The 24,848-nt window shown below is 31.7% G+C and carries 24 protein-coding genes; 11 read left to right on the top strand and 13 right to left on the bottom strand.

Annotated features, from left to right (window positions below; translation table 11 throughout):
• Window positions 1-28: 28 nt before the first annotated feature.
• The 3 genes from Q0828_RS21255 to Q0828_RS21265 are packed head-to-tail and all read left to right on the top strand — an operon-like array spanning window position 29 to window position 2,686.
• A complete protein-coding gene (locus Q0828_RS21255) occupies window positions 29-508 on the top strand; it encodes a hypothetical protein (RefSeq protein ID WP_298426264.1) in 480 nt (159 codons plus the stop codon).
• Window positions 508-1,005, top strand: a complete 498-nt coding sequence (locus tag Q0828_RS21260) for a hypothetical protein (protein ID WP_298426267.1) — start codon at window positions 508-510, stop codon at window positions 1,003-1,005. The genes Q0828_RS21255 and Q0828_RS21260 overlap by 1 nt, the downstream gene beginning before the upstream one ends.
• 4 nt (window positions 1,006-1,009) lie before the next feature.
• Window positions 1,010-2,686 (top strand): alkaline phosphatase PhoX, encoded by a 1,677-nt coding sequence (locus Q0828_RS21265; protein WP_298426270.1) that lies wholly within the window; start codon window positions 1,010-1,012, stop codon window positions 2,684-2,686.
• Between the two features lie 107 nt (window positions 2,687-2,793).
• On the opposite strand, the gene Q0828_RS21270 is transcribed toward Q0828_RS21265, so the two are convergent.
• Window positions 2,794-3,615, bottom strand: coding sequence for a hypothetical protein (locus Q0828_RS21270; RefSeq protein ID WP_298426273.1), 822 nt, complete (start codon window positions 3,613-3,615; stop codon window positions 2,794-2,796).
• A gap of 29 nt (window positions 3,616-3,644) precedes the next feature.
• The gene (locus Q0828_RS21275) at window positions 3,645-4,589 is read right to left on the bottom strand and encodes a DUF5829 family protein (protein WP_298426276.1); all 945 of its coding nucleotides are present in this window, start codon (window positions 4,587-4,589) and stop codon (window positions 3,645-3,647) included.
• Between the two features lie 434 nt (window positions 4,590-5,023).
• Between Q0828_RS21275 and Q0828_RS21280 the strand changes: the two genes are divergently transcribed.
• From Q0828_RS21280 to Q0828_RS21305, 6 genes are all read left to right on the top strand, one after another.
• Window positions 5,024-7,210: a tetratricopeptide repeat protein gene (locus Q0828_RS21280; RefSeq protein WP_298426278.1), complete on the top strand. Its 2,187-nt coding sequence runs from the start codon at window positions 5,024-5,026 to the stop codon at window positions 7,208-7,210.
• Window positions 7,211-7,240: 30 nt separating this feature from the next.
• The gene (locus tag Q0828_RS21285; protein WP_298426281.1) at window positions 7,241-9,436 is read left to right on the top strand and encodes a tetratricopeptide repeat protein; all 2,196 of its coding nucleotides are present in this window, start codon (window positions 7,241-7,243) and stop codon (window positions 9,434-9,436) included.
• The gene (locus Q0828_RS21290; protein ID WP_298426284.1) at window positions 9,433-10,170 is read left to right on the top strand and encodes a LytTR family DNA-binding domain-containing protein; all 738 of its coding nucleotides are present in this window, start codon (window positions 9,433-9,435) and stop codon (window positions 10,168-10,170) included. The genes Q0828_RS21285 and Q0828_RS21290 overlap by 4 nt, the downstream gene beginning before the upstream one ends.
• A 174-nt stretch (window positions 10,171-10,344) precedes the next feature.
• The gene (locus Q0828_RS21295) at window positions 10,345-10,914 is read left to right on the top strand and encodes a hypothetical protein (RefSeq protein ID WP_298426287.1); all 570 of its coding nucleotides are present in this window, start codon (window positions 10,345-10,347) and stop codon (window positions 10,912-10,914) included.
• Window positions 10,915-10,973: 59 nt separating this feature from the next.
• Complete coding sequence (locus Q0828_RS21300) at window positions 10,974-11,201, top strand: hypothetical protein (RefSeq protein ID WP_298426290.1); 228 nt, start codon at window positions 10,974-10,976, stop codon at window positions 11,199-11,201.
• Window positions 11,202-11,278: 77 nt separating this feature from the next.
• Window positions 11,279-11,467 (top strand): hypothetical protein, encoded by a 189-nt coding sequence (locus Q0828_RS21305; protein ID WP_298426293.1) that lies wholly within the window; start codon window positions 11,279-11,281, stop codon window positions 11,465-11,467.
• A gap of 422 nt (window positions 11,468-11,889) precedes the next feature.
• Here the strand turns inward: Q0828_RS21305 and Q0828_RS21310 are convergent, their stop codons facing one another.
• From Q0828_RS21310 to Q0828_RS21360, 11 genes are all read right to left on the bottom strand, one after another.
• Window positions 11,890-12,537 carry a hypothetical protein gene (locus Q0828_RS21310; protein WP_298426296.1) on the bottom strand — a complete coding sequence of 216 codons (648 nt, stop codon included), beginning with the start codon at window positions 12,535-12,537 and terminating at the stop codon, window positions 11,890-11,892.
• A 7-nt stretch (window positions 12,538-12,544) separates the two neighbouring features.
• Entirely contained in the window at window positions 12,545-14,068 is a 1,524-nt protein-coding gene (locus tag Q0828_RS21315) for a PASTA domain-containing protein (RefSeq protein ID WP_298426299.1), read from the bottom strand.
• Window positions 14,069-14,071: 3 nt separating this feature from the next.
• On the bottom strand, window positions 14,072-14,776 hold the full coding sequence (locus tag Q0828_RS21320) for a hypothetical protein (RefSeq protein ID WP_298426302.1): 705 nt from the start codon (window positions 14,774-14,776) through the stop codon (window positions 14,072-14,074).
• Window positions 14,777-14,787: 11 nt separating this feature from the next.
• The gene (locus Q0828_RS21325; protein WP_298426305.1) at window positions 14,788-16,152 is read right to left on the bottom strand and encodes a hypothetical protein; all 1,365 of its coding nucleotides are present in this window, start codon (window positions 16,150-16,152) and stop codon (window positions 14,788-14,790) included.
• A 3-nt stretch (window positions 16,153-16,155) separates the two neighbouring features.
• Window positions 16,156-16,644: a hypothetical protein gene (locus Q0828_RS21330; protein ID WP_298426307.1), complete on the bottom strand. Its 489-nt coding sequence runs from the start codon at window positions 16,642-16,644 to the stop codon at window positions 16,156-16,158.
• Between the two features lie 5 nt (window positions 16,645-16,649).
• Window positions 16,650-17,594, bottom strand: coding sequence for a hypothetical protein (locus Q0828_RS21335; protein WP_298426310.1), 945 nt, complete (start codon window positions 17,592-17,594; stop codon window positions 16,650-16,652).
• A 29-nt stretch (window positions 17,595-17,623) separates the two neighbouring features.
• Entirely contained in the window at window positions 17,624-18,178 is a 555-nt protein-coding gene (locus Q0828_RS21340) for a hypothetical protein (protein ID WP_298426312.1), read from the bottom strand.
• Window positions 18,179-18,184: 6 nt separating this feature from the next.
• On the bottom strand, window positions 18,185-20,002 hold the full coding sequence (locus Q0828_RS21345; protein WP_298426315.1) for an OmpA family protein: 1,818 nt from the start codon (window positions 20,000-20,002) through the stop codon (window positions 18,185-18,187).
• A gap of 22 nt (window positions 20,003-20,024) precedes the next feature.
• Complete coding sequence (locus Q0828_RS21350; RefSeq protein WP_298426318.1) at window positions 20,025-20,567, bottom strand: hypothetical protein; 543 nt, start codon at window positions 20,565-20,567, stop codon at window positions 20,025-20,027.
• Between the two features lies 1 nt (window position 20,568).
• The gene (locus Q0828_RS21355) at window positions 20,569-21,630 is read right to left on the bottom strand and encodes a hypothetical protein (RefSeq protein WP_298426321.1); all 1,062 of its coding nucleotides are present in this window, start codon (window positions 21,628-21,630) and stop codon (window positions 20,569-20,571) included.
• A 607-nt stretch (window positions 21,631-22,237) separates the two neighbouring features.
• Window positions 22,238-22,723, bottom strand: a complete 486-nt coding sequence (locus Q0828_RS21360; protein WP_298426324.1) for an STM3941 family protein — start codon at window positions 22,721-22,723, stop codon at window positions 22,238-22,240.
• A 128-nt stretch (window positions 22,724-22,851) separates the two neighbouring features.
• Between Q0828_RS21360 and Q0828_RS21365 the strand changes: the two genes are divergently transcribed.
• Window positions 22,852-24,180 carry an alkaline phosphatase D family protein gene (locus Q0828_RS21365; protein ID WP_298426326.1) on the top strand — a complete coding sequence of 443 codons (1,329 nt, stop codon included), beginning with the start codon at window positions 22,852-22,854 and terminating at the stop codon, window positions 24,178-24,180.
• A gap of 79 nt (window positions 24,181-24,259) precedes the next feature.
• Window positions 24,260-24,766: an endonuclease V gene (locus tag Q0828_RS21370; RefSeq protein WP_298426328.1), complete on the top strand. Its 507-nt coding sequence runs from the start codon at window positions 24,260-24,262 to the stop codon at window positions 24,764-24,766.
• Window positions 24,767-24,848: the final 82 nt, after the last annotated feature.

Raw genomic sequence — 24,848 nt, forward strand, 5'->3', positions numbered from 1 at the left:
TAAAACACGAACTTTAAATTATAATAAAATGATTACAAAAGAGCAAGTATTAAGTGCCCAAGAAAAGTGGGGCAATGGCGTAGTAAAAATTGGTTCGCTAAAAGATAGCAGAAAAGAATGTGAAGCATATACAAATGACTTTCTAGATAGTCGTTATGCATTTGAAATTGGTCCAGTTTTATTTAAACCTACCAAATGTGAGCACGAACAATTTAGACCTACCAAGCTAGATGCTTTATCTTACTTTATAGCTGGAGACGACAGAGCCCATGATGAAGATAAAGGCTTTGCTTTAGCACCTTGGATAAAGGTTAAATTTAAAAATGACGGAGGAATCATTTTAGAAGAAAATCGTGCAATTGCTATGGGGAATTACTTTTTTACGGATGAAAAAGGGAATATAGCAAAAGTAGAATATACATTTGGTTATAAATTAATGGATGGAGAATTAAAAATTGATGTACATCATTCATCTTTTCCATTTTCTCATCCTGAACCAGTAGCCTAATGAATAAGACTCTTTTTCTTTTATGTCCAACAGATTGTTTAGAAACAGCTGTCAATGATGCCTACGAGAACGAAAACTACTTTTACACTTCTCTTGGAAATTCATTTGCAGCTGATAATTCAACTTTAAAGAGTATAAAAGAACTGATTCTGAAACATGATATTAAAAACATTTATTTTGTACTTTCCAATGACAATAAAATAATTTTAGATGCATTGGAAAGGCAATCTTTCTCTGAAATTATAGGTCTTGAAAATTTTTATAGCGAAATCATCAAGCAAAAAGAAGATTCAGAAATCATGTGGCTCACTACTAATAATAAAGATTTAATTATTTCTTATTTTCTTAACCATAAGATAAAAGAACTACAATTAGAATTAGGTAATTTATCGCTCAATTCAATTAAAGTTAGAGGTAAGATTTATGATATAAATAATACTTATTTTAAGAATATTTACTCTAGTCTAATTTGTTTGAAAAGTCATTGTTTAAATTGAAAAAATGAAATATAGTCGTAGAAAATTCATTTCTTTTTTAGGAAAAGCTAGTATTGGAGTGTTGGTAACACCGCCGTTTTTAATAAGCTGTGGAAATACTACAAATCCTGCCCCTGAATTTAAAAATACCTCAGAAGAAGTATTAAAAAAGCTTAAAGACTTTGTGTTAGAAGCGATTGATCCTTCAGATAAAGATGATTTATTACTAGCCAACGGGTTAAATTACAAAGTGATCATAAAATGGGGAGATAAAATCAACCTGACAGATACTTTTGGATATAACAATGACTTTACTTGTTTTATTCCGCTAGACGAAAAAAATCCAAAAGATGGTTTACTTTGGGTAAATCATGAATATGTAAATCCGCTGTTTGTTTCAGGTTATAATTATAGAAACTCAGGAGAAATTAGAACAAAGGAACAAGTAGATAAAGAAATGTACGATGTTGGCGGCACCATTGTTAGAATAAGAGAAGAAAATGGGCAATGGAAAGTCGTTGAAAATGATCCGCACAATAAACGTATTACTGCTCATACTCCTATTAAATTAAATTGGGACTCACCTATTGCAGGACAAAATGTGGCAATTGGTACACTCAGTAATTGTTCTGGCGGAATTACTCCTTGGAATACATTTCTAACTTGTGAAGAAAACTATGACAATTGTTTTGGAGAAATTAAATATGATGAAAATAACAAACCATCAAGAATACCGAGTCGAAATGGTTGGGAGCAATTTTACAATTATTCACCAGAACACTATGGTTGGGTTGTAGAAATAAATCCAAAAGATGGCTCTGCTCAAAAACATATTGCGCTAGGACGTTTTGCACATGAATGTTGTACATTATATGAATTGGCAGATAAACGAGTAGTAGCATATACTGGAGATGATAAAAACAATGAGCATTTGTATAAATTCGTTTCTTCTAAACCTAGTTCCTTAAAAGAAGGAACGTTATATGTAGCTGATACAATCAATGGCAAATGGCTTGCGCTTGATTGGAAAAATCAGCCTTTACTGAAAGAAAAATTCAAAGATCAAACAGAAGTTTTAATAAGAGCAAGAGAAGCTGCAAAAATACTTGGAGCGACTGAGTTAAATCGTCCTGAAGATATAGAAATTGATCCTATAACAGGACACGTTTTAGTGTCTTTAACCAACAATAAAAATAAAAATGACTTCCATGGTTCTATTCTTAAAGTGGAAGAAACTGATGGGAAATACGATGCATTAACGTTCAAAACATCTACTTACATTGCTGGAGGTAAAGAAACTGGATTTTCTTGTCCAGATAATTTAGCATTTGATATGTCTGGAAATTTATGGATCACGACAGACATATCAGGAAGCTCCATGAACAGAGCAGATAAGCCTTATATATCATTCAAAAATAATAGCTTATTCGTAATTCCTAGATATGGTAAAAATGCAGGTGAAGTTATTCGTGTCATATCTGCACCAACAGATGCTGAATTGACAGGACCTTGGTTTTCTCCAGATGGAAAAACCCTATTTTTAAGTGTTCAACATCCTGGAGAACAAACAAAAGATATTAAGTCACCAACAAGCATTTGGCCTTTTGATAAAGACAACATTCCAAAATCTAGTGTTGTCGCTATTACTGGAGATTTAATTGAAAAAATGAATAAATTACGACAGATAGAAAATATAAACTAAGATATTTTTATATCCTAAATTGCAAAATTATCAAAGCCTGTAATTTTTGAAATTACAGGCTTTGCTATAAATACTTTTTAAGATATCTTATTCTGTATTATTCTGTATTATTCTGTAAGTGTTACAGTTCTGGTAACTTTATTAAAAGCTCCTGGGATTAATTTTCCGTTCTCATCTACTAGTTCTAATTGAATCACCACTTTTCCCTTTGGCAATCCTTTTATGATATGTGGAGCCCATTCTGTGATCATGAATTCTTCACCATTAATAGTAGCTTTTACCTTATGACCAGTTTTAGAAAGTGTCGTGTTCAAAACAAAGAAGTCTAATAATAAGTTTTCCGTGTCTTTTCCTTTATATGTTCCTTTAGGTCTGCTGTAAATCAATGTAGGTGCATCCATATCTAAACCGTGTGTATCTTGTGGATTTTTACCAACTTCTAACTTTTTTACAACTACAGAATTTTCATTTTTAACTGACTCATGGAATGAACGACTTAAAAAAGCAACTAAATGATGTACACCTTCTGGAATTTCTTTTTTAAATGTCGGAGTATAATGAGCAGAATACGGCTGATTATTTAATATAAAATGAATATGTTGCCCTTTTCCAGAATTGGCTAATAATTTAGCATTTGGACCATCTGTTTGTTCTCCAAGATTGTAGTTATTAACAGTGAAGTTAAAATCAACTTCTCCAACATTCTCTATTTTAGTATTCGTAGGAGCTTCCATTGCCAATACAGCATCTGTATATGCAGGAGAACCTTCTAATTTTTCAAGTGTGATTTTTACCTTTTTAGTCTCAACAGATTTTTTCACCTCTGTATTCTCAGGAGTTTTTTGGGTAGAATCTTTTTTTTCCTCTTTACAAGAAGATATTCCTGCAATAAGAAATAGCATTATTATAAATACGCGTGCTGTTTTCATTTGTAATAGTTTATATGGTTATTAATTTTTTAATAAATAGTTTTATTTAAATTTTTAAAACTCCAGGTGGATTCATTTCCCTCATTAGTAATTGTTACGTTTCCTAATTGTATGATTCTATTATCTAGAGCATTTAGTCTACATTTTATCTGTGTAATATGACTAAATTTAATCGTATCTGTAGGATGAATACGGATCAATATATCACCACTGAGAATAGTAAGTTTTTTGTTTTCTTCTTTTAAAAGTTGACATCCTAAATGCCGCATTTCTTGTGCTATACGATTGTAATCATTTACAGTACAACTCATAGAAATACTTTTGATATCTTTAAAAAGGCATTCCTTTTTGTATGATTTTTTTAAAAAAGCTTTACGCGAATATCGCTGCTGTTTTAATTGATGTAAACTATTTAAAAAAAGAGGATTATAAAATGCATACCAAGTATGTAAATTAGTGTTTTTAGTAGGAGAATAAAATGCCTTAAACCAAGTAATTTCCTGTTGATTTATTGGCATATTAACAGTTTCAGAGGCACTTAAATAAGGAGTCTCGTTCTTTTTTAATTTAGGCTTTACACCCACATGAAAATGTTCTCCTTTATTACTAAGTGAAAAGCCAATACCACTCTTTCCAATTGGTTCTTGATATTGGTTGTTAGGTCCTAAAACCTCAATGTAATGAGTATGACCTCTTAAATAACAGGAAGATGTCTTTTTATCAATAGCTTCAAAATTAGGGAAGCCTTTATCAATAGCTACGTAGCTTTTATGTAAAAATGTATTTTGCGTTAGTTGCGCATATGAAACACTATCTAGTACTACATACAAATGGTCAAAAAGTACCTGAGAAACATCATCTCCAAAAAAAGCATCTACTTGATCATAATTCACAGAAGAATTGCGTTCACTTTGCTGTTTTTCAGCACATGAAAAAAAAAGAACAAGCATTAAAAGTAGTATTACTTTATACATTCGGAAATAACGCTCTTTGTAAATTCTAATTTGCACTATGATCAATTTTCAGTTTTAAATAGAAGTTTTTGCAATCATATCAAACCCCAAACAATAACATTAAAAATGCTAATACATTTGAATTGCAAAATTAAGAATAATTTATTAATGCAACTAAGTTGCGTTGTATTTATTTAAAGATTCTAAAAGAATATAGTAAACTCAGCGTGTATTTCATTTTCTAAGCAAAGCTTTAAGGAACTACACTTATTACTTCAGCTATAGCACTTATATCCTCTTCTCTTACAAATATGGATTTGCTATTTTTTTATGCGTTAGTATGTGTTATTTTCATCAAAATACGTTTTAAATAATACAAAGGCAATTTCTGCTTCTAATTTAAAAATCAATACATTTAACATTTCCAACGGCATCTAATCAAACATTGATACTTTATGATTTTTATCAAAAAACACATTCTATTTTCCTTATTAGTTCTCAGTTTTACTATACACATACACTCACAAAATAAAGTTATTGATAGCCTAAAAATAGTATTACAAAATCATCCTGAAAAAGATTCTACAAAAGTGGATATCCTAAATGATATTGCTTTTAAGTATATTGGAATTGATCAAAATCAACTAAAAGAATACTCACAAAAAGCAAATATTTTAGCACAGGAAATAACATATACAAAGGGACATGCTAGAAGTTTATATGTAATTTTTATCAGTCACATCTCTAAAGGTGAAATGGAAAAAGCTGAAACTTCTATTCATGAATCATTAAACCTTTACAAAACAATTAAAGATGAACTTGGAATTTCAAATTGTTATGATGCAATTGGAAAATTAAATCAATACCTAGGCAACTATGATAAAGGTATAACATATCATCATAAGGCTATTGAAATTGCAAAAAAAGGAAAAGATCGAGAAAAAATTGCAGATTTTTCAAATGGTCTTGGGAGTGCTTACTACAGAAAAGGAGAATATGACAACGCACTGAAAGCCTACGAAAAATCATTAATTATTTATGATAGTTTAAATGTAAAAAAGATCTATGGTATTCTAAACAATATTTCACTCATTTATAATCGCCAAGGCAGGTATTTAGAAGCCTTAAATACATATCAAAAATGTTTATCAAACTTTAGAGAAAAAGGTGATAAAAAAGGGATTGCAATTACTTTAGCGAATATTGGTGCTATTTATATAAATATGGAAGAATATGAAAAAGCACGACCGTATTTTTTAGAAGCTATTGAAATAGATACAGAATTAGCAAACAAAAGAAGAATTCCAAAAAGCATGATAAGTATTGGTAAGATCTTAAAAAATGCAGAAGAATATGAAAAAGCTATTGATTATTATAATGATGCTTTATTATTATTTGAAGAAAATAACGATAAACAAGGCATATATTCAACTTACTCTAATTTAGGAAGTTTATACTCAGAACAAGAAAAATATGACCTCGCTTTAAATTATTTAAAAAAAGCACTAGAGCTAAGTATTTCTTTAGGCAGAAAACGAGCTATTGGAGAATCTTATATTGATTTAGGTTTTAATTATTATAACTTAAAAAAGTATACAAAAGCGTTTGAAAATGTCAAAAAAGGTAAAGAAATCGCTGATCAATTGGCACTATTAGAAGCTCAAAAAGATGCTAATTTGCTATTATCTAAACTTTACAAAAACAAAGGAGCATATAAAAAAGCATTAGAGAGTCATCAACAATTTAAAATAATGAGTGATAGTCTATTCAATAAAGAAAATATTCAAAAAATAACAGCCTTAGAATATGACTATAAATATAAACAAGAGTTAGATTCTGCAAAGATTACAGAATTAGAACTAAAAAAAACGGTGCAAATTACGACTCAAGATTTAAGGAAATCACAACAAAACTTACTACTTGGTATCATTGTATTTTTAGTCGTTGCTTTACTTATGGGAGCAATTATTTTCTTTTTACGATTGAGAAGTGAAAAAGCAAAAACACAAAATGTTATTGTGGAACAAAAACTATTACGCTCGCAAATGACACCGCATTTTATTTTTAATTCACTATCTGTTTTACAGGGCATGATTTTAAATAAAGAAGAAAAAAACTCTGTTTCGTATCTCTCCAAATTTTCAAAACTTTTACGAACCATTTTAGAGAACTCGCGGCATAAAGTTGTTTCGCTTGCTGACGAACTCACAGCAATTAATGAATATATGGCACTTCAAAATTTGGATGTAAATCCTCCATATAAATACAATCTTACTGTAGCTTCTGAGATAGATACGGATGCATTGAAAATTCCTCCAATGTTGATACAACCGTTTATAGAAAATGCTGTAGAACATGCATTTCCAAATCAAAAAGAAAACAAACAAATTGAGGTATCACTTACGTTTGAGACTAAAAAACTAACGTGCACAATTGTAGATAATGGAATTGGCATCAATCTAGAAAAACAAAAAGCGGAAAAAGATAAAAACTCGTTAGCTACAAAAATTACGGGAGAGCGTTTAAAAGTATTGTCTAAAGATTTTAAAGCACAAGGAAGTCTTAGCATACAAAATAGAGCTACTATTGGAGAAAAAGGAACATTGATTACTTTAGTTATTCCTTATAGAATAAAAGAATAATGAAAAGTTGATCTAAGTAAATCACAACTAATGAAATATCTCTACACAAAAGTCTTTTTCTTACTCATTTCAATGCTTTTTGCGATAAATACCTCTGCTCAAAGTAGAGTAATTGATAGTCTAGAAACGATACTACATAATCACAAAAAAAATGATTCTACAAAGGTAAATCTATTAAATAAGTTAGCCTTTAAATACAAAAGTAATGATATTAATAAAGCTGAAGTTACAGTACAGGAAGCGAACAAACTAGCCAAAGAATTAGGTTTTATAAGAGGTGAAGCAAGAAGTTTTTTGGTATTGAGTTTTATGCATATAACTAAAGCTGAGTATGATGAAGCTGAAAATGATGCGCTACAAGCACTTAATTTATTTAAAAGTATTGACAATAACTATGGAATTTACTCAGCATACAATGAATTGGGTTCTATTGCTGCATATAAAAATAATCTTGAAAAAGCATTAGCATACTACAAAGAAGCATACTTTATAAATGAAAAAAGAGGAAACCTAAAAAACAAAAGTGTATTAATGGCTAACATGGGAAATATTGCTTATGCTAGAGGTAATTTTAACCAAGCTATTGCATATTATAAAAAAGCTATTATTTCAAGTGAAAAAGGAGGTTATGTAAGTTATACATTATCATACCAAAATAACTTAGCTGTAATTTATGGAAATCAAGGCAGAACATTAGAGGCATTAAAGTGTTTCCATAAAAGTTTAGACATCTATAGAAAAGAAGAGAATAAAAAAGAAGTTGCTTCTTTAACTAATAATATTGGTCTTACTTATGGAGAAAGAGAAGAGTTTGATAAGGCACTACCCTATCTTGAAGAATCTTTAAAGTTAAATAGAGAGTTACAGGATAAACTAGGCATTGCTAGAAATTTAGCTGGCATAGGAGCTATACTTATAGGTAAGAAAAAATATGACAAAGCATTAGAATATTTTGATGAAGTTATTCCTATATATGAAGCTATTGATAATAAAGCTGGGCTCATGAATGTATATAATCATATTGGAGGTATATATATATCAAAAAATCAACCTAAAAAAGCCTTGGAGAAATATAAATTATGTCTTGAATTAAGCTTATCACTTGGAGATCAAAAGAAAGAAGGGTATTCATATGTAAGTCTTGCGGAAGCATATCTTATGTTAAAAAAGTATGATAAAGCGATAGAATATGGTCATAAAGGACAAATGATTGCTCATTTATTAGATATCTTAAAGCAACAAAAAGATGTCAGTATCACACTATCTAAAGCTTATGAAGCAACAGGACGCTATAAAGAAGCATTGGCAGATTATAAAATTCACAAAAAAATAAATGACAGCCTTTTTAATAAAGATAACATTGAAAAAGTAACACAATTAGAATATGACTACAAATACAAACAAAAATTAGATTCTGCAAAAATCACAGAACTAGAACTTAAAAAAACAGTACAAACCACGACTCAAGATTTAAGGGAATCACAACAAAATTTACTACTTGGGATCATTGTATTTTTAGTCGTTGCTTTACTTATGGGAACAATTATTTTCTTTTTAAAATTAAAAAGCGAAAAAGCGAAAACACAAAATGTTATTGTCGAACAAAAATTACTACGCTCGCAAATGACACCTCATTTTATTTTTAACTCGCTTTCTGTATTACAAGGCATGATTTTAAATAAAGAAGAAAAAAGCTCTATTTCTTATTTGTCTAAATTTTCAAAACTTTTACGAACTATTTTAGAAAATTCAAGACATAAAGTAGTTTCACTTGCTGATGAACTCACGGCGATTAATGAATATATGGCACTTCAAAATTTAGATGTAAATCCTCCCTATAAATACGATCTTAAAGTAACTTCAGAAATAGATACGACTGCATTGAAAATTCCACCAATGTTAATGCAACCTTTTATAGAAAATGCAGTAGAACATGCATTTCCAAACCAAAAAGAGAATAAACAAATTGAGGTAACACTTACGTTTGAAGCTAAAAAACTAACGTGCACGATTGTAGATAACGGAATTGGCATCAATTTAGAAAAACAAAAAAATCAACGAAATAAAAACTCGTTAGCTACCAAAATTACGGAAGAGCGTTTAAAAGTATTGTCCAAAGATTTTAAAGTACAAGGAAATCTTAGTATAAAAAATAGAGTAACTTTTGGAGAACAAGGAACATTGGTTACTTTAGTCATTCCATATAAAACAGATTTAATAGCATGAAAGCAATAATTGTAGAAGACAAAGAGCATATTCGTAAAGCATTGGTACATATATTAGCTTCTATAGATGCCGAAATTATGGTTATTGGCGAATGCGAATCTGTACAAGAAGCCGTTGTGGTTTCCAATGCTTGTAAGCCCGATTTAATTTTTTTAGATATCAATCTGACTGACGGGACAGGTTTTGATTTTTTAGACAAAACCGAACACCTCAACTTTAAAGTTATCTTTATTACAGCTTATGAAGAATATGCATTGCAAGCACTAAAAATTGGCGCTGTAGATTATCTTTTAAAACCTGTAGATGTTGAAGAACTCAAAATAGCTTTAAAAAAGGTAAGCAAATTGTCTGTTGACACACAAAAACAACAAATAAAGACTGCAAAAAAAGTGTTAGATAATGATGGAAATACGCTAATTTTATCACTTCAAGATTCGTTTCATGTCATTGATTTAAAAGATTTAATGTATTGTGAATCTGATAAAGGGTATACTACTTTTTATTTAAACAATGGTAAAAAACATCTTGCTTCGAAATCAATAAAGGAATTTGAAGAACAATTGACTAAACACTCGTTTACAAGACCACATCAATCATTTATCGTTAATCTGAAATTTATTGAAAAATATGATAAATCAGGAACGATTCACTTAAAAAATGGAAAGAAAATCCCCGTTTCTTCTCGTAAAAAAGACAACTTCATAACACGTCTTTTCTCTTGGAATAAAGGATAATACAGATTCCTTTATTTTTTCTTCTTTACGCTTATCAATCTAAACACAACACATATAACTTGAACGTATTCAGAAATGGATTTGCTATTTTTTAATAGTTAAATGCTCTATACTTTTATCTCATGATTAGCATTACAAACAACAATAAAAATGCTTTACACAGAGATAAAATACATGAAAAGAATTACACTACAACTACTAACTATTATTTCAATCTTCACTTTAATTTCTTGTGGAGAGAATTCTGCAAAACAACCAGCAACTGAAAGTGGTTTTTTTAACATTGAAAAAGACATTAAAAAGCAATTTGGAGACAATGCCTATTTCACAAACTTGTCTATTATACATGATGCATCCATAGGAAATATAATCTCATTGACGGTTACAGATAACCCTGAATCTTTAAAAATGGGCGAATGGAATCAAGCACAAGGAACATGGAAACAAAACGCTGAAGTTACACTTGAAGTACCAGAAGGAACAAAAGCTGCTGATTTTATGTTTCAGTTAAATTATCAAATAAACTTAAGCAAGTTAGGTGCTTTAATTGAACAATCTAAAAAACAACTTCAGGAAGAGAAAAATCTTGATAATCCAACGCTATCTATAGCGTCAATCATTTTCCCTAAAAACGGTGACATTTCTAAAACGGAATACTCCATAAACTTAAAACCAGAAAATGGCGGTACTACATTTCGCTTTTACTATACACGCAACGGAGAATTACGAAAAATGGATTATTAAAACAAAACGAGTATAGCTATATCACATATATATTAACATTTAAATTAAAACCACAAATTATGAAAAAACAAAATTTGAAAAATTTGAAATTAAACAAAAACTCTATTTCAAGCTTAGAAGTAACAACTATTTCAGGAGGAAGATTCACATGGATTAATAATACTGAATGTTGCGATAGCAGAAATCCACGCATTTGTGAAGTGCCAAAATCAGCTGAGTGTATTCCAGTTACAGCAGTTGGATGTGTAACAAACCAAGTAAATACGAATACAGTTCCTATTTGCTAACTATTAGAAGTTATTCAGGTATAAGAAATCGAACTTAGGTTCGCTTTCTTATCTCAATATTATAAAAATCATACATTATGAAAAAACAAAATTTAAAAAGTTTAAAACTAAACAAGAACTCTATTTCTAATATTCAATCAAAAGAGAATACTGGAGGTCATAGACCAAACACTTGGACTTCTTACTGGGCATATTGTGAAACAAACAATCCTATTCAATGTAGATCAATGAAACATACAGGTTGTTTTTGTAATGCTAATAGTTAATTAAACATTCGAATTCAAATAAATGATGGCTGGAAGAAATTCCAGTCATTATTTTTTAATAACATTTTTAAAATAAATAATACTTAACATACTATTACTTATTCCTGTTTTTCTGTTGAGTCAACATAGTTGCAATAAATCTGGAAAAATAGAAATTTAAATATGTAAGGATATGTTTTTCAGACAAAAAAAATTTACTGATAAACTTGAAGTAGATTTCAATCTAAAAGAATTAAGACCAGGAATCTATTTTATGAAATTCTATACTGGAAAACAAATAGTAAAGTATTAGTAACAGTATATCTTATCTTTTTGACCTAGTTTTTCTTAAAAGTCCATTTCAATAATATAAAAAACACATAAAAACCCTAACACAAACGGCTAGGGTTTTTACATAACTAATCATTTTAATAAATATGTAATTACTCCAAAATAATTACATCATCCGCACGGATAAGACGCGGTTTGTCCTTATCAAATGCTGGAAACTGACTGGTAAAGGTTGATTCGTCCGTGATGGTTTCTTCATCTACAGAATCACCAAATGTGTATCCTAAACCATATTCTGTTAGTAGTGTTTTTATTTCTGCAAACGTTCTTTTATCTGTATCATTTTTATAGATAAGATTCGGTAAAAAACGAATAATTTGTGCATCTGTCGGTGGCACAGGAACAATATCAAATTGTATTTCTGCCGTAGCATTTAATCCTAAATTGTATTTATTTGTGTTTGATGCATTTACAGGTGTAGCATACATTTTTGGTCGAAATGCTCTCCCGTTTTGAATAGTACTTCCTGTGCTTTGTTGCGAAATTGACAATGAAATTTTTGCTTTTGCTGTTGTTTTCGGAATGGTATAAAATGTAGGTTGATACCCTACTTCTCGTAGCATTTTTAAGGTTTCAGAACCTTTATTCGGATCACTATTATATATTTCTAATGTTTGTCTTAACGAACCTTCGTCAAGTGCTGCTTGCGCTTCTCCAACGCCTTCTCCTATAGAAGCAATAAAATCTCCTAGTGGCGCCGCAAAGGCATCTTTTACATAATCATATGAATTGCTTGACATATCTTTTTTAGTTTATTGGTTTTGCAAAAATTACTATTACTTCTTGTCCTTCTTCCACTCTTTCTTTTGGTGCTGGCGATTGTTTAAATGACTGTCCAGCAATCAGATTCGTGTCTTTTGTAGAATGATAAATTGCATCTAGTTTTAATCCGTTATTCGTTAATACTTTTCTAACGGCAGTTTCTGTTAATCCAAGAATATTTGGCATTTTTTGACCTTCATTTATCGTTGTTGTAGCTGTTGGCACAATATCAATACTAATATCACTAATGGCCGCACTATTCACATCTTTGGCGGATTCATAATCTAACAAACCAAACACAGTTCCTTCCGGACCTTTTTCAACAGTAGTTTTCAAATTTAAAGACACATTGGCTAGTTTATATTTTGAATTGCCCAACTCTTCATCTGCTTTTATCACATCTTTTACAATACTTCCGTAGACTTTACTCGCCGATAATTTATTAGGATGAGCAGTTACTGTAAAATCTTTTACTTCCTCCAATTCTCGTTGCAAAACTTCTTTATCTTTCTTTAACGTTTTAATGAGTAATTCTTTGTTTTGTAATTCTTTGTTTTTTACGGTTACCAATGCTTTTTCTTGCTTTACTTCATTTTGTAACTGAGAAATACTTGTTAGAAACGCTGTCTTTTCTTGGTTTAAATTGTCTCGCTCTATGGTAATATCTACGACTTGCTGTTGCAAGCTGTTTTTATCTATATTGATACTGACAACTTCTTGCTGTAAATCGTTATATAAAACTTCAAAATTACTTCCATTTACATTTACTGCTTCCATTGCTTCAATTTGCTCGCGTTGTGCTGCCAATTGTGTTTCTAAAGTAGTTTGGTTTGCCTGAAGCGTTTCTATCTGTAGTTTTTCATTAGCTAAATTAGCCTGTAATGTTTGCATGTTCGCATTCAAACTTGAAACTTCTTGATCTCTAATCGTAATATCATTTCTTACAGTTGCAAGTTCATTACTCAATGTTTCACGATCATTAGACAATGACGCAATTGTAGTATTCAAACCTGCAATTTGTGCTGTTGCTTCGTCTTTTTGTGCCGCTATTTCTTTAATTGAATTTGCCAATTCAAACATTGGAACTTCTGAAGCAATCACTACATGATCTTCTTTCGTTACATATGACTCTTTTTTGAGCAACCAACTTTTACCAAAATCAATTACAAGTTTGTCTTCTCCTGAAATTGTTGTTTTAAAGTTAGATGCAATGACTTCTGGAATTCGACTTTCTTTACTGTCTTTGATAATTCTGAATGAAGGTGTTCCTCCAGATTTTAAAACTTCACGTACAATACGAATAGTCTGATCTTTTGTAGAAATTCTAGATGGAATTGTCAATTGATGCGCTAATTTTCCTTTTGTTAATGTCAATGAATCTGTCAATGACATCCACGATTTTACATTTACATTGTAAAACTGTACAATTACGGATACATTCTTCACTGCCGTGTTTGACGCATCAAGTAGCGAATGTCCGAATTGAATATATTTTATACTTACTGCCATGACTTATTTTTGAATTGAGATTTTAGTGAGTACATTTCCAACATTTACTTCTATAATAAGAATGTTTCCGTTTGCAAAGTCAACACCATCAACTTGCACTTGTATTGTTGCTTTTCCATCTGAATCTGTGCGAATTTCGCTTGTGCCTAAAAATGATGTGCCATGATTTAATGTTGCGCTCGGATTTAGCAACTCTGTCTTTGTTTGATTGTAATTGAATTCAACCAACGCATCCGATATTTTTTCGCCGGCAGCGTTAAATACCTCAACATCTATATCATAAATGTGAATATTTGATGTTGCTTTTGGCGTTGCATTGATAATCATTTGTGGTAAACCTTCATTAGGAACCACTGCAATGAATCGCCCAGAAATTGTACTCGTTACTTTGTTTGTTTCTTTCGTATCCGTTGTGGTGTTTGCAACTGGTTTAAAGGCTAAAGCTCTTTCATATCCTTTTTGATATGAACGTGCATACGGAAGCGATTCTGGACTTTGAGAAGTCTGTATTTCTGAACTTATTTCTTTTTCAAATTCGGCTTCTACTTGCAAGTTAAAATCCAAATATGGTAAGGTATATAATGTGTTTGGTCTTCCAAATTCATCATAAGGTTTTACATTCCTGAGATGATTTTGTGCTTCATTCAAACTATCGGAAATTCCCAATAGGATTTGCTTTAGCGTTAATGCGTTATTTGCTGTGCTCATTGTGTATATTTTTAAAATGAGAAACTGTCTTTTTTATTCTTTGCTTCATTCAAAATCCCAATACCCTTTTTGATATTTTTAATGGTTTTGATCGCATTGATTGCAACATTTAACTTCTTGTTGGCAACATTAAAGTTTGTTGTTTCTTCTTTTTTTGTTTGTTGTTTTTGAATAAAATCAAAATCGAAAGCATCTTTCGTTTTGGCATCTTTTATGCTGATAAAATCGACTGCTTTGAGTTTTTTCTGAAATAGACTCGTTACTGCTTGTGTTTTTTCCAAATGCTTATTGGCAGTATTAAATACTTTATCAACTTTTTTTATTTTGTTACCAACTTTATTGACAATTTCAGTTCCTTTGGTTAGTTTTTTACTCAATGATTTTAATTCAGGAGAAGCAACTACGGAGTTTAGTTTTTCAATTCCAGTTTGAACATCATTTCCAGTTTTCTGAATGGTCTGAAACGTATGGTTTGCTTTTTTTGCTTTTTTGGTAACTTTTTGAAAATTTTCAAGGTGTTCTGAAGCTTTTTTAACGACGGGTTGTACAGTTGCAATCGGCTTTGACTTTGTTGTATTCGTCACAAAATCATGTAATTTTTCTTTGCTTTTTGTAACTACTTTAGCAACCTCTTTCTTGCGTTTTTGTTGTGCGCCAATTACATCAGTAACTTTGCGTTTAGCGATTGTTTGTAAACCTGTTTTTTCTTGCCTTTTTGGGTTTTGCTTTTTTTCCTTTTGGGTTGATTTTTTTGGTTTTTGTATAAAATCGTCTATACTTTTAGCTGCTTTTTGAATCTTTTCACCATATTCAATAATCGTTGTCGGTTGATTTTTTTTCTTGGCAACTCGATTTGGTTGTTGAACTTTTTTTTGAGTTTTCGGAAGTTTCGGAAGCGTTACAACAAGATTTTGCGTTTTCTTCTTATGTAATAATTCTGTGTTAGGTTTTGCTTTTTTCCTTTGTTCAGCAATAGAAGGAACTGTTGATTTTTTTTTCTTTTTTTGCGTAAAAGAAGGTGTTACGTCCCAACGTTCATCTTGTTTTTTTCGATGATTTTCCTTTCGTTTTTGTCGCTTTGCTGCGGCTGCTTTTTCTTCTTTTTTCTTCTGATCAATCGTTTTTATATCATTCTCATACCTTTTATCAGTATTTGATGCTGTCCTTTTCCCTGTCAGTTCTGCCATTTGATCTTCAAGCTGTTTTTGCTCTTCAATCAATGACTTCAAACTCGAATTAAATTCGGCTACATCTTCTAAAGACTTGTCAGATGATTTTCTTTCCTGAGAAAGTAACGAACCAATATCTTCTAGTTCCTTATCTTCCTTTTTCGGAGTTTCTTCTTTTTTAACAAAGCTTTTCCAATGTTTAGCCATCTTTTATTGATTTGAAGTTGTTGCTTGTCTTTTACTTTCCAATTCGTTTTGAATCATTGCCTGTAAACGTTGTTCAAAAACTGGTGGATTTGGAACGGTTACTAGTTTGGTTCTAACTAATGAACTTGCTTCTGCGGAGTACTGATATTTTTGTGAATAGCTTGCCGAAACGGAAGCACTTACGGCTGCAAAGCCTACATTAAATCCTGCACTTACCGAAACGGAAGCTCCAAATTCTTTAGATTCCATCATGGAAACAGACATTTTACATTCAAAAAATGTATCTACAAATTGGTAAAAGGTTGGTGTAAAGCCTAATGATAGTAAGCTATATTCTTCACCGCCCATTTCTACTTTGGTATTTACGAGTTCTTTTGCCAAGTCCATTGAAACTCTGTCCAAAGCCTGTTGCGCTTTCGCGATCCCTACACCCAGAGATTGGATCATCTCTGGTAAGGGTGCGTTTTGTATTTCTCTGGTGATTCTACCCATGGATACTAGTTTTCAGCTTCTTCTCTAGCAATTTCCATTTGTTGCTGAATACGTTCTTCCAACGCTGCTGGTGGCGGAATTGGAACAAGCTTCGTTTGTAACAAACTCGATCCTTCTGCTGAATAACTATATTTCTGAGAAAAATTAGCATTCACCTGTGAAGTGGTTACTGTATTATTGGCTTTTAAACCTCGTCTCCAACTAAAACCAATACTTCTATCCGTGCTTTTAGTATTTCGCTTGTATTCATGAGAAGATGAACCCTCTCTTGTAAACTTGATCGTAATTGCCACTTTTATGATCGTATCTACAAATTGATAAAAAGTTGGAGCAAAACCAAGTTCTAGCATTGATAGACGTTGAGGAAGAAATATTGTTCTTTCAGTGGTACCTGGCACTAACATTTTTTTCCCAGCAATTGTTTCTGGTATTTCCTTTCCCGGAGTATCATCTAACCTTACATATGCACTATTTTCTGAATCATATTTATAAAACGTAGTAGTTGGAGATTGCCCTGAGGTTACATGTCTATAATATACACCCGCATTTTTTTCATTATCAGGTGTAAACTTTGTATTTGCATCACTTGGTGCCCCAGTAACTTTTACAATTGGTCTATCAAAAGCTGGCTCTGTTTCTCCATCTTGAAGTTTAGATTCAATAGATGCTCTATACGCTTGATCCGTGTTTGAATTGTATAATTCGACAGCATCTGATAATTGTAATTTTTCCTTTCCGAAAAATACACGACTGTCTTTGAAGTTGATAAATTCTTTACCGTTAATTTCTGATTTGACAGGACTTAATCCGCCCATCATTTCTGCTACTTCGATTGAGTTAGAGTCTAACGCCATTTGTGCATTGGCAATAGATGTTGCCATACTCTCAATCATTTTTCCCATAGGTACATTTAGTAATTCCTGTCCTATTTCTGGATTTTTATGAAACATATTTTTTGTTTTTGTTTAATTTGTTAATCTTATTTTTCTATGGTTGATTTTAATATTTCAAAATAAATATCAGGTGCTGGCAAAGACACTATTTTTGCCGCAATTGATGATGAGCCTTCTGCCGATGTTGAATATTTACGTGCATAATGTGCTGATATAGAAACTCCAAACATTTGTGTAGATTTGGAATCTTTACTCGTACTAATAGCACTTGTAGTACTGCCCGAAGTATTACTCGAAGTGTTGCTATTGCTTCCACTTATGTTGCTACCTGAGCTACTGCCTTTTCCAAAGCTGAATCCTAATGCGCCTCCGTAGCTTTCAGATTCAGCCATAGAAAATTCCATTTTCATTTCTACAGAAGCTTCTGTAAAAGCATAAAATGTTGGTGCAAAACCAAGGCTTAATAAATTATATTCTTCATCGCCTATATTAATTTTTACCGCAGCCAATTCATTTGCTAACCGAATAGAATTTGCATCTAACGCCGATTGCGCATTCGCAATTGACATTCCGAGCTTTTCCAACATCATCGGCAATGGAGCATTGGTAATTTGTTGTATTACTTTAGGCGTTGTACTCATCAATAATTAGTTTGAAGTTGTAGTATTATTTGTCAAAGACTGAATGTAGTTTTCTAATGCTGTTGGTGGCGGTACAGAAATCATTCTAGCTGACACTGAAGCGTTTCCTTCTACAGACATGTTAAACTGACGCGCATATCGTACATCTAATGAACCACTAATTGCTACCGATCGATCGCCTTTAAAATCTTGAGAAGATTGTTTTAGCTTGGAAAGGTCATTTTGTGTTTCACCAACATAAATATCTGTTGATTCTTTGTCCATTTCGGTAGAAGACTCATCATTCACCTTTACATTTACTTCTTTATTTTCTTTAGAATGAATGAAGTAATTAACTTTTGTTTCTTCATGTAATAAGTAATATGTTTCGTTTACTTTTTCAATGAATAATTCCTTGAATTTACTATTTACTAAAGAAGTTAATTCATTTATAGAAGCCTCACGTAATATATATTCCTCATCACCATAAGTGAAAACAATTTCAATATCTCCCGCCGCAGGTGTGTTATCAGCTTCTACGTATACAAAGTAATCTGGCGGATTAGGGTTTGCATTTGTTATTTTAGGGCTTGCCGAAACTCCGATAAGTCCTCCGTTGAAAAGAATATAATCTGAAGCACTAGCTGGGAATTCAACCGTAATTTTACGAATAGTCTCATCTTTTGTAGTACTTCCATTTGCTAAAAACTCACCTTCTGTTTCGGTTTTTACACGTGTATTTGTAAATGCTACACCTGCTATTTTGCTTAATTCACTTCTAAATGCATCCGCCCTTTTTTGTCCAAGTTTTTGGTTGTAATCCGCATTTGCTTGGCTTGAACTTCCACTGCCATCAGTAAATCCTTTTACCGTTACATTTAATGAAGTATCTCTTTTGAGCAACATTGCTAAAGCGATCATGTCGTCTTGATTCGTTGCATCTGATTTTACTCCTGTGGAATAGGCATAATCAATATCAAATTTATCCCAACCAAAGTAGAATTCAAATACTTTTAGTCCAGCAACTCTGTGAATTCCCTGCGAATTGATTCCAACTACAGTTCCGCCATTTTTAGCTCTAGCATTACTTAACGTTTTCGTAAAATCGTTTTCTTTGTTAAAATCATTAGTTGGACTACTTGGAGTTTTTAGTGTAATTTGTGCAGTTGATGCGTACGTAGCATCTAATTTTAGCAAACCTTCTACATCTGTATGAATATATGGTTCTCTAATGACTACATATCCGCCTTCTTTTGCGATGTATACTTGTGTGGTTTTAATGTTTTCAAGTTTTCTTTCGTCTTTGACTACACTTTCTACACGCAATTCATTCGTTTCATCACGCATTTGCTCTTTCGTTTTTTCTATTTTAGAATACGAACCTTCTTCTTTGTGAACCTTAAACGTTTTTTTGTTAATACTGATGGTTTCAGATGTTTTTGCTTCTAACGAAATGTCTTTTTGCGTTTTGGAATACTTACTTAAAGAATTGCTTTTGTTTTCTTTTAAGTGATCAAAAAAGTTTTGGTCAAAAGTTTTGTTGTTTTTGTAATCAACTGCTAAACTAAAGTCAACTTCTACTTCTTCTTTGACGCCCATTTTTAAGCTAATGGACGCTGAAATATCAGCATAATCAAAGGCATAAAATGCAGGTTGAAATCCTAGTTCTAATAATGATCTTCCGGCTACTTTACTTTCGGAAAGCCGAATGAGCTGCGATACGGAATTCGTGTCGAGTCGCTCTTGTGCTTCTGCTATTCCTAGAGCAAGCGCTGTTACCATACTACTCACGTCTACGTTTTGCAGTATTTTTGATCCTTGATCAAATGTTTTAATGTCTGCCATTTTTTGTTTCTGTTTTTAAGAGTTAGAAAGGAGAAACGCCCTCAGGTAAATCCATGGCAATTTTTGGATTCACTGATTCTTTTCTCACAATGAAATAATTATGTTTTTTCTGTAAGCGTGTTAATTGATCTCTACTGACTTTATATCCTCTTTGCAACCAGCCTAAAAGCTCGTCGGTAATTGGCTGTTTCCCTTTTCCTAAATCTTTTTGAATTTCTTGCAATAATTCTTTTGCTTCCTCTTGTTCTTCTTTGAGTACATGTTGTATTGCTTGGCGTTCGCTCACAAAAGCATTGTGTTTTCGTACCAATACATCTTGTTCTTTTTCTTGGAGAAATGATCTGTAATTTTCACAGAATGAAATTACTTGATCATATGCTCCTGAAAGTTCTAAGGATTCCATTACACATTGACTGTAATGTTGGTAAAACAATTCGCTGTCTTCTCCTTGTTGAGCAAGTTTCATTGCTTCTTTGTAATGACGTAATGCTTCTTTATGATTTTTGTCAATAGCGTGCATTTTTCCACGTTCTGCAATTCTGTAGTGTAACATATTTACTTCCATACTAGTTAATGATTTCAGGGTTACACGTTACTTGTTCTAATTGCGCTAAGAGATATCTAGCGATGAGCGGTGGTACTTCGTCTTTACTTGTCCAATTGGTAGTTTTTGCTTTTGGGAGGTTTTTTTCGACAATAAATTGTCCTAAGATTTTAGTGACTTTTTCAAAATCTTCAATGGCTGAAACCTGTAGTTTTTTCTTGAAGTTGAAATCTTTTTCGAGAGTAGTTGTTAATTCAATTGAAGCGCAGTCTGCGAGTAAAGCTTCTGCATCTTTTCTATTTAAACTTTCAAATAATACAATTGGAAGCGCTACATGTACATCTTCTAAAATTTCTCTTGGCATTCCTACTTTTTCAACTAAAAAGTTTGCATGTGCTTCGTTAGTAACATCAAAATCTTGCAACATTACTGTGACCAATTGATGACTTTGATTTATTAGTTTTATTGCTTTGTTAGACTGGTATTGTCTCCATAATAATTGAGAATTATCATAAGAAATATCTTCAATTACATACGCATCTGCTGTTTCATAAGCTCTTGTTTTTAATACTTTTTCAATACTTCGCAACTGTGTATTTTCAGCTTCTTTGCTAATCAGTATTGTATACACATCTTTTCGAGGATTTGAAAAATGCACATTTGCATCGGTACGTTTTTGAAGTGCTTTTGCTGTAGCTACAGATACATTTCCAAGTACAATACTTGGCTCGTTTAGCATTAAAGTTAGTACTTCAGATTGTTTGCAACCTAAAAATTCCGAGAGTTGTTCCGTTACTTTTGGTAAAAGTAAAACGTTATTTAAACTCACGCTGATATCGATTAATTCTGTCTTTAAATCAATCTCATCTTCTGCTGTGCAAATTGAAACATCCAAGCCTAGTTTTGTAAGCGTATCTTCTGCTTTTTGCGCGGTGTCTTCATCTACTTTTTGAAATAATACTGAAGGAGCGTTGTACAATAGTTTTAAGATGTAATCTTGTGGAATTTTTAAAGCATCCGATAGTACTTTGGATGCGCCAGGAGTTGCATTTCCAATAGAATTGATAATTACTGTGTTTTCCATGTGGTATGAATTTTATTAAAATGATTTTGTAAAATTATATCGCTGACGATGGAGAAACGTGTGTGGAATTCCTTTTTATGACACGGTGTTTTTACCTTTTTTAAAAAGGTGCTTTTTGGAAGAAAACCTTTTTTTATACCGTATACTGAATGAGAACACTTACAGATAAAATGACGTTTTTTAAACTGAAAACAATAAAAACATCATAACTAAATGAAATAATGAAATTTGAGTGAATACATTCTTTTTGAGGAAGTGTAAGAACTTTTACTTGGAGAAGGTATTAAAGCATTTTTTAGAAATAATACTGCATAAAAAAAGTGACCCGAAGTTCACTTTTCAAATTTTATGTATCTAGCTTTTATAGACATTTACATACAGCAGCAGCAGCATCTGTTGGTACCACTCCTGTAGTTTCACATTCACCTTGTAATGAACAAAACACTGAGCATAAGTTGATGTTCTTGTTCCTACTGTTAACTCATTTGATGTTAAGCTAGAGATTTTTTTTCTAATGCTAATTTTAAGATTTTGTTTTTTGAGAATTTATGTTAAATATTACAATCACACATCGTTAACTATTAACAATCAGTATTTTAAAATAAAGTTAGTACGGGTTTTTATATCCATAAAAATCTTCTAAATGTGTCTTTACTTTTTCTAACGGAATATGAAATAGTGACTCAGAAAGTACTATTGGTGTTCCAAATCGTTTTACATTAACACGCATTATTTTTGTAACAATACTCGTTTTATCTTCAAAGAAGCGCTCTTGATGTGTTATCATAATGACGATTGCAGTAAAATTTATGCCTTCTTTAATTTCAAAACCTGTGATGAATTCCCAAGGGATAAATCCCATACCATTTCCACTACTTTTTATTCCTTCATCAGTAACAGTAACGGTTGGTTTGCGTAATGCTAAACGAAGCAATCCGTAAGTACCCAAGAAAAATAAAAATCCAAAAAAAACGTAACATAGAATTCCTGGAAGAAAGAACATCATGCTTCCCGATACGAATAGCACCGCTATTGCAATGAAAATTTGTCGTATAGTATGCTTTCGCTGTTGATAAAAAAGTAATGGCTCCATTGATTTATTTTTTTAATCCTTGTCTTCTAAAATAGAGATAATTTTGAATAGATTGTTTATAATTTATAACCTAGATTTCACATGAAAGTACTTTTTTATGTTGAAATTTGCACTTTAATTTATTTTATATGATAAAAAATATAGTATTGTCGTGTTTGTTTGTAGTATGTTCTTTTGTAAGTTTTGCACAAGATTCATTATTAAAATCAGGTCCTATGGTTGGATATTCAGATTTTAGAGAAGCGCTCATTTGGGTTCAAACTACACAACCTGCAGTTGTAAGAATTGGTTATTTTACCACTGGAGAAAATGAAAAGTTCACTAATTCTGTACAAACAACCCTTGAAGGTGATTTAATTGCAAAGTTAACTCCTAGTGATGTTGAATATGGAAAAACATATACATATAAATTATATATCAATGATGTATATGTAGCTCGAGATTATAAATTAGAGTTTCAAACACAGACTTTATGGCAATTTAGAACAGATCCACCGGATTTTAAAATTGCACTTGGTTCCTGTAGTTTTATTAATGAAACAAAAGATGATCGTCCAAAACCATATGGGGGAAAGTATCAAATTTTCAATTCTATTTTAGCCAAAAATCCAGATTTAATGTTATGGGTTGGAGATAATATGTATTTACGAACGCCTGATTTTATGACAGATAGAGGAATTCGTCATCGGTATAGACACACACGCGCTACACCAGAACTTCAAGCTTTACTAGGAAGTGTACATCATTATGCAACTTGGGATGATCATGATTTTGGTCCAAATGATGCAGATCGTAGTTATGTGAATAAAAGAATAACCGAAAAAACTTTCAATGATTATTGGGGAAATCTAAATACAAACGCTGCTGGAAATGGTGGTGTTACACAACATTTTTCATGGAATGATATTGAGTTTTTCATGCTAGACGATCGTTATCATAGAGCGCCAAATAGAGATCCAAATCAAGATAAAGCCTATTTAGGAAAACAACAACTTGATTGGTTAGTCGATGCATTAACCAAAAGTAGAGCCACTTTTAAAATAATTATTAATGGTGGACAGGTTGTAAGTGATGTAGCTAAGTTTGAAAATTATATAACCTATCCAACTGAACGTGCCGAGTTGTTCAAGCGTTTACACGATGCCAAAATAGAAGGTGTTATTTTTATAAGTGGTGACAGACATCATACAGAAATTTCACGTTTAGAACGCAAAGACGCATATCCATTAATTGATATTACGTGTTCTCCTTTAACTGCAGGAACCCACTCTGCAAGAGATGAAGGCAATACTTTACAAGTAAAAAACAAAACATTTTACAACCGTAATTTTGGTATTATTGAAGTTTCTGGGAAACGAAGAGATCGTGTTTTATTATTGAACATTTATGATTCTGATGGAAACAAAGCATTTGATTACGAGATTAAAGCGAAAGATTTACGCTATCCAAGAAAGTAGTTTCAAAATACAAATTAGTATACCAAAACCGTCAATAGCTTATATTGGCGGTTTTGTTTTTATTTATTAGTTTTATCTTATGATTATAGCCACAGATATTCATTATAAAGAAACCTACGCAAAAGCCGTTTGTGTGGCTTTTCAATGGGAAGATGCTATTCCTAAAAAAGTATATACCGCAACAATTGATGACGTTGCGCCGTATGTTCCTGGTGAATTCTATAAACGAGAACTTCCTTGTATTTTAAAAGTTTTGGAACAAGTTGATCTGGAAACAACAGAAGCTATTATTGTTGATGGACATGTGTTTGTGCATGACAATAAAAAATATGGTTTGGGAGCTTATTTGTGGGAAGCGCTTGATAAAAAAGTTCCAATCATTGGCGTTGCAAAAAAATCATTTATTAATACTAAAAACGTTTCTACACCCGTTTTACGTGGATCAAGTGAAAAACCATTATTTGTTTCTTGTATTGGTATTGATAAAGAAAATGTTTTGGAAAAGATAAACCTTCTACATGGCGAACATCGCATGCCAACTATTTTGAAACTTTTAGATGCAGTTACAAAAACTGAAAAAGAATAAAAGCACGTTTTTAGCTATAAATCAAACCTTTATGATTTAAAAACGTTTTATGCATCACGGCCTCTTTAGCAGAATTTTACTA

Origin of the sequence: uncultured Kordia sp. (genome assembly GCF_947496985.1) — a bacterium.
In the GTDB taxonomy this organism is placed as follows: Bacteria; Bacteroidota; Bacteroidia; order Flavobacteriales; family Flavobacteriaceae; genus Kordia.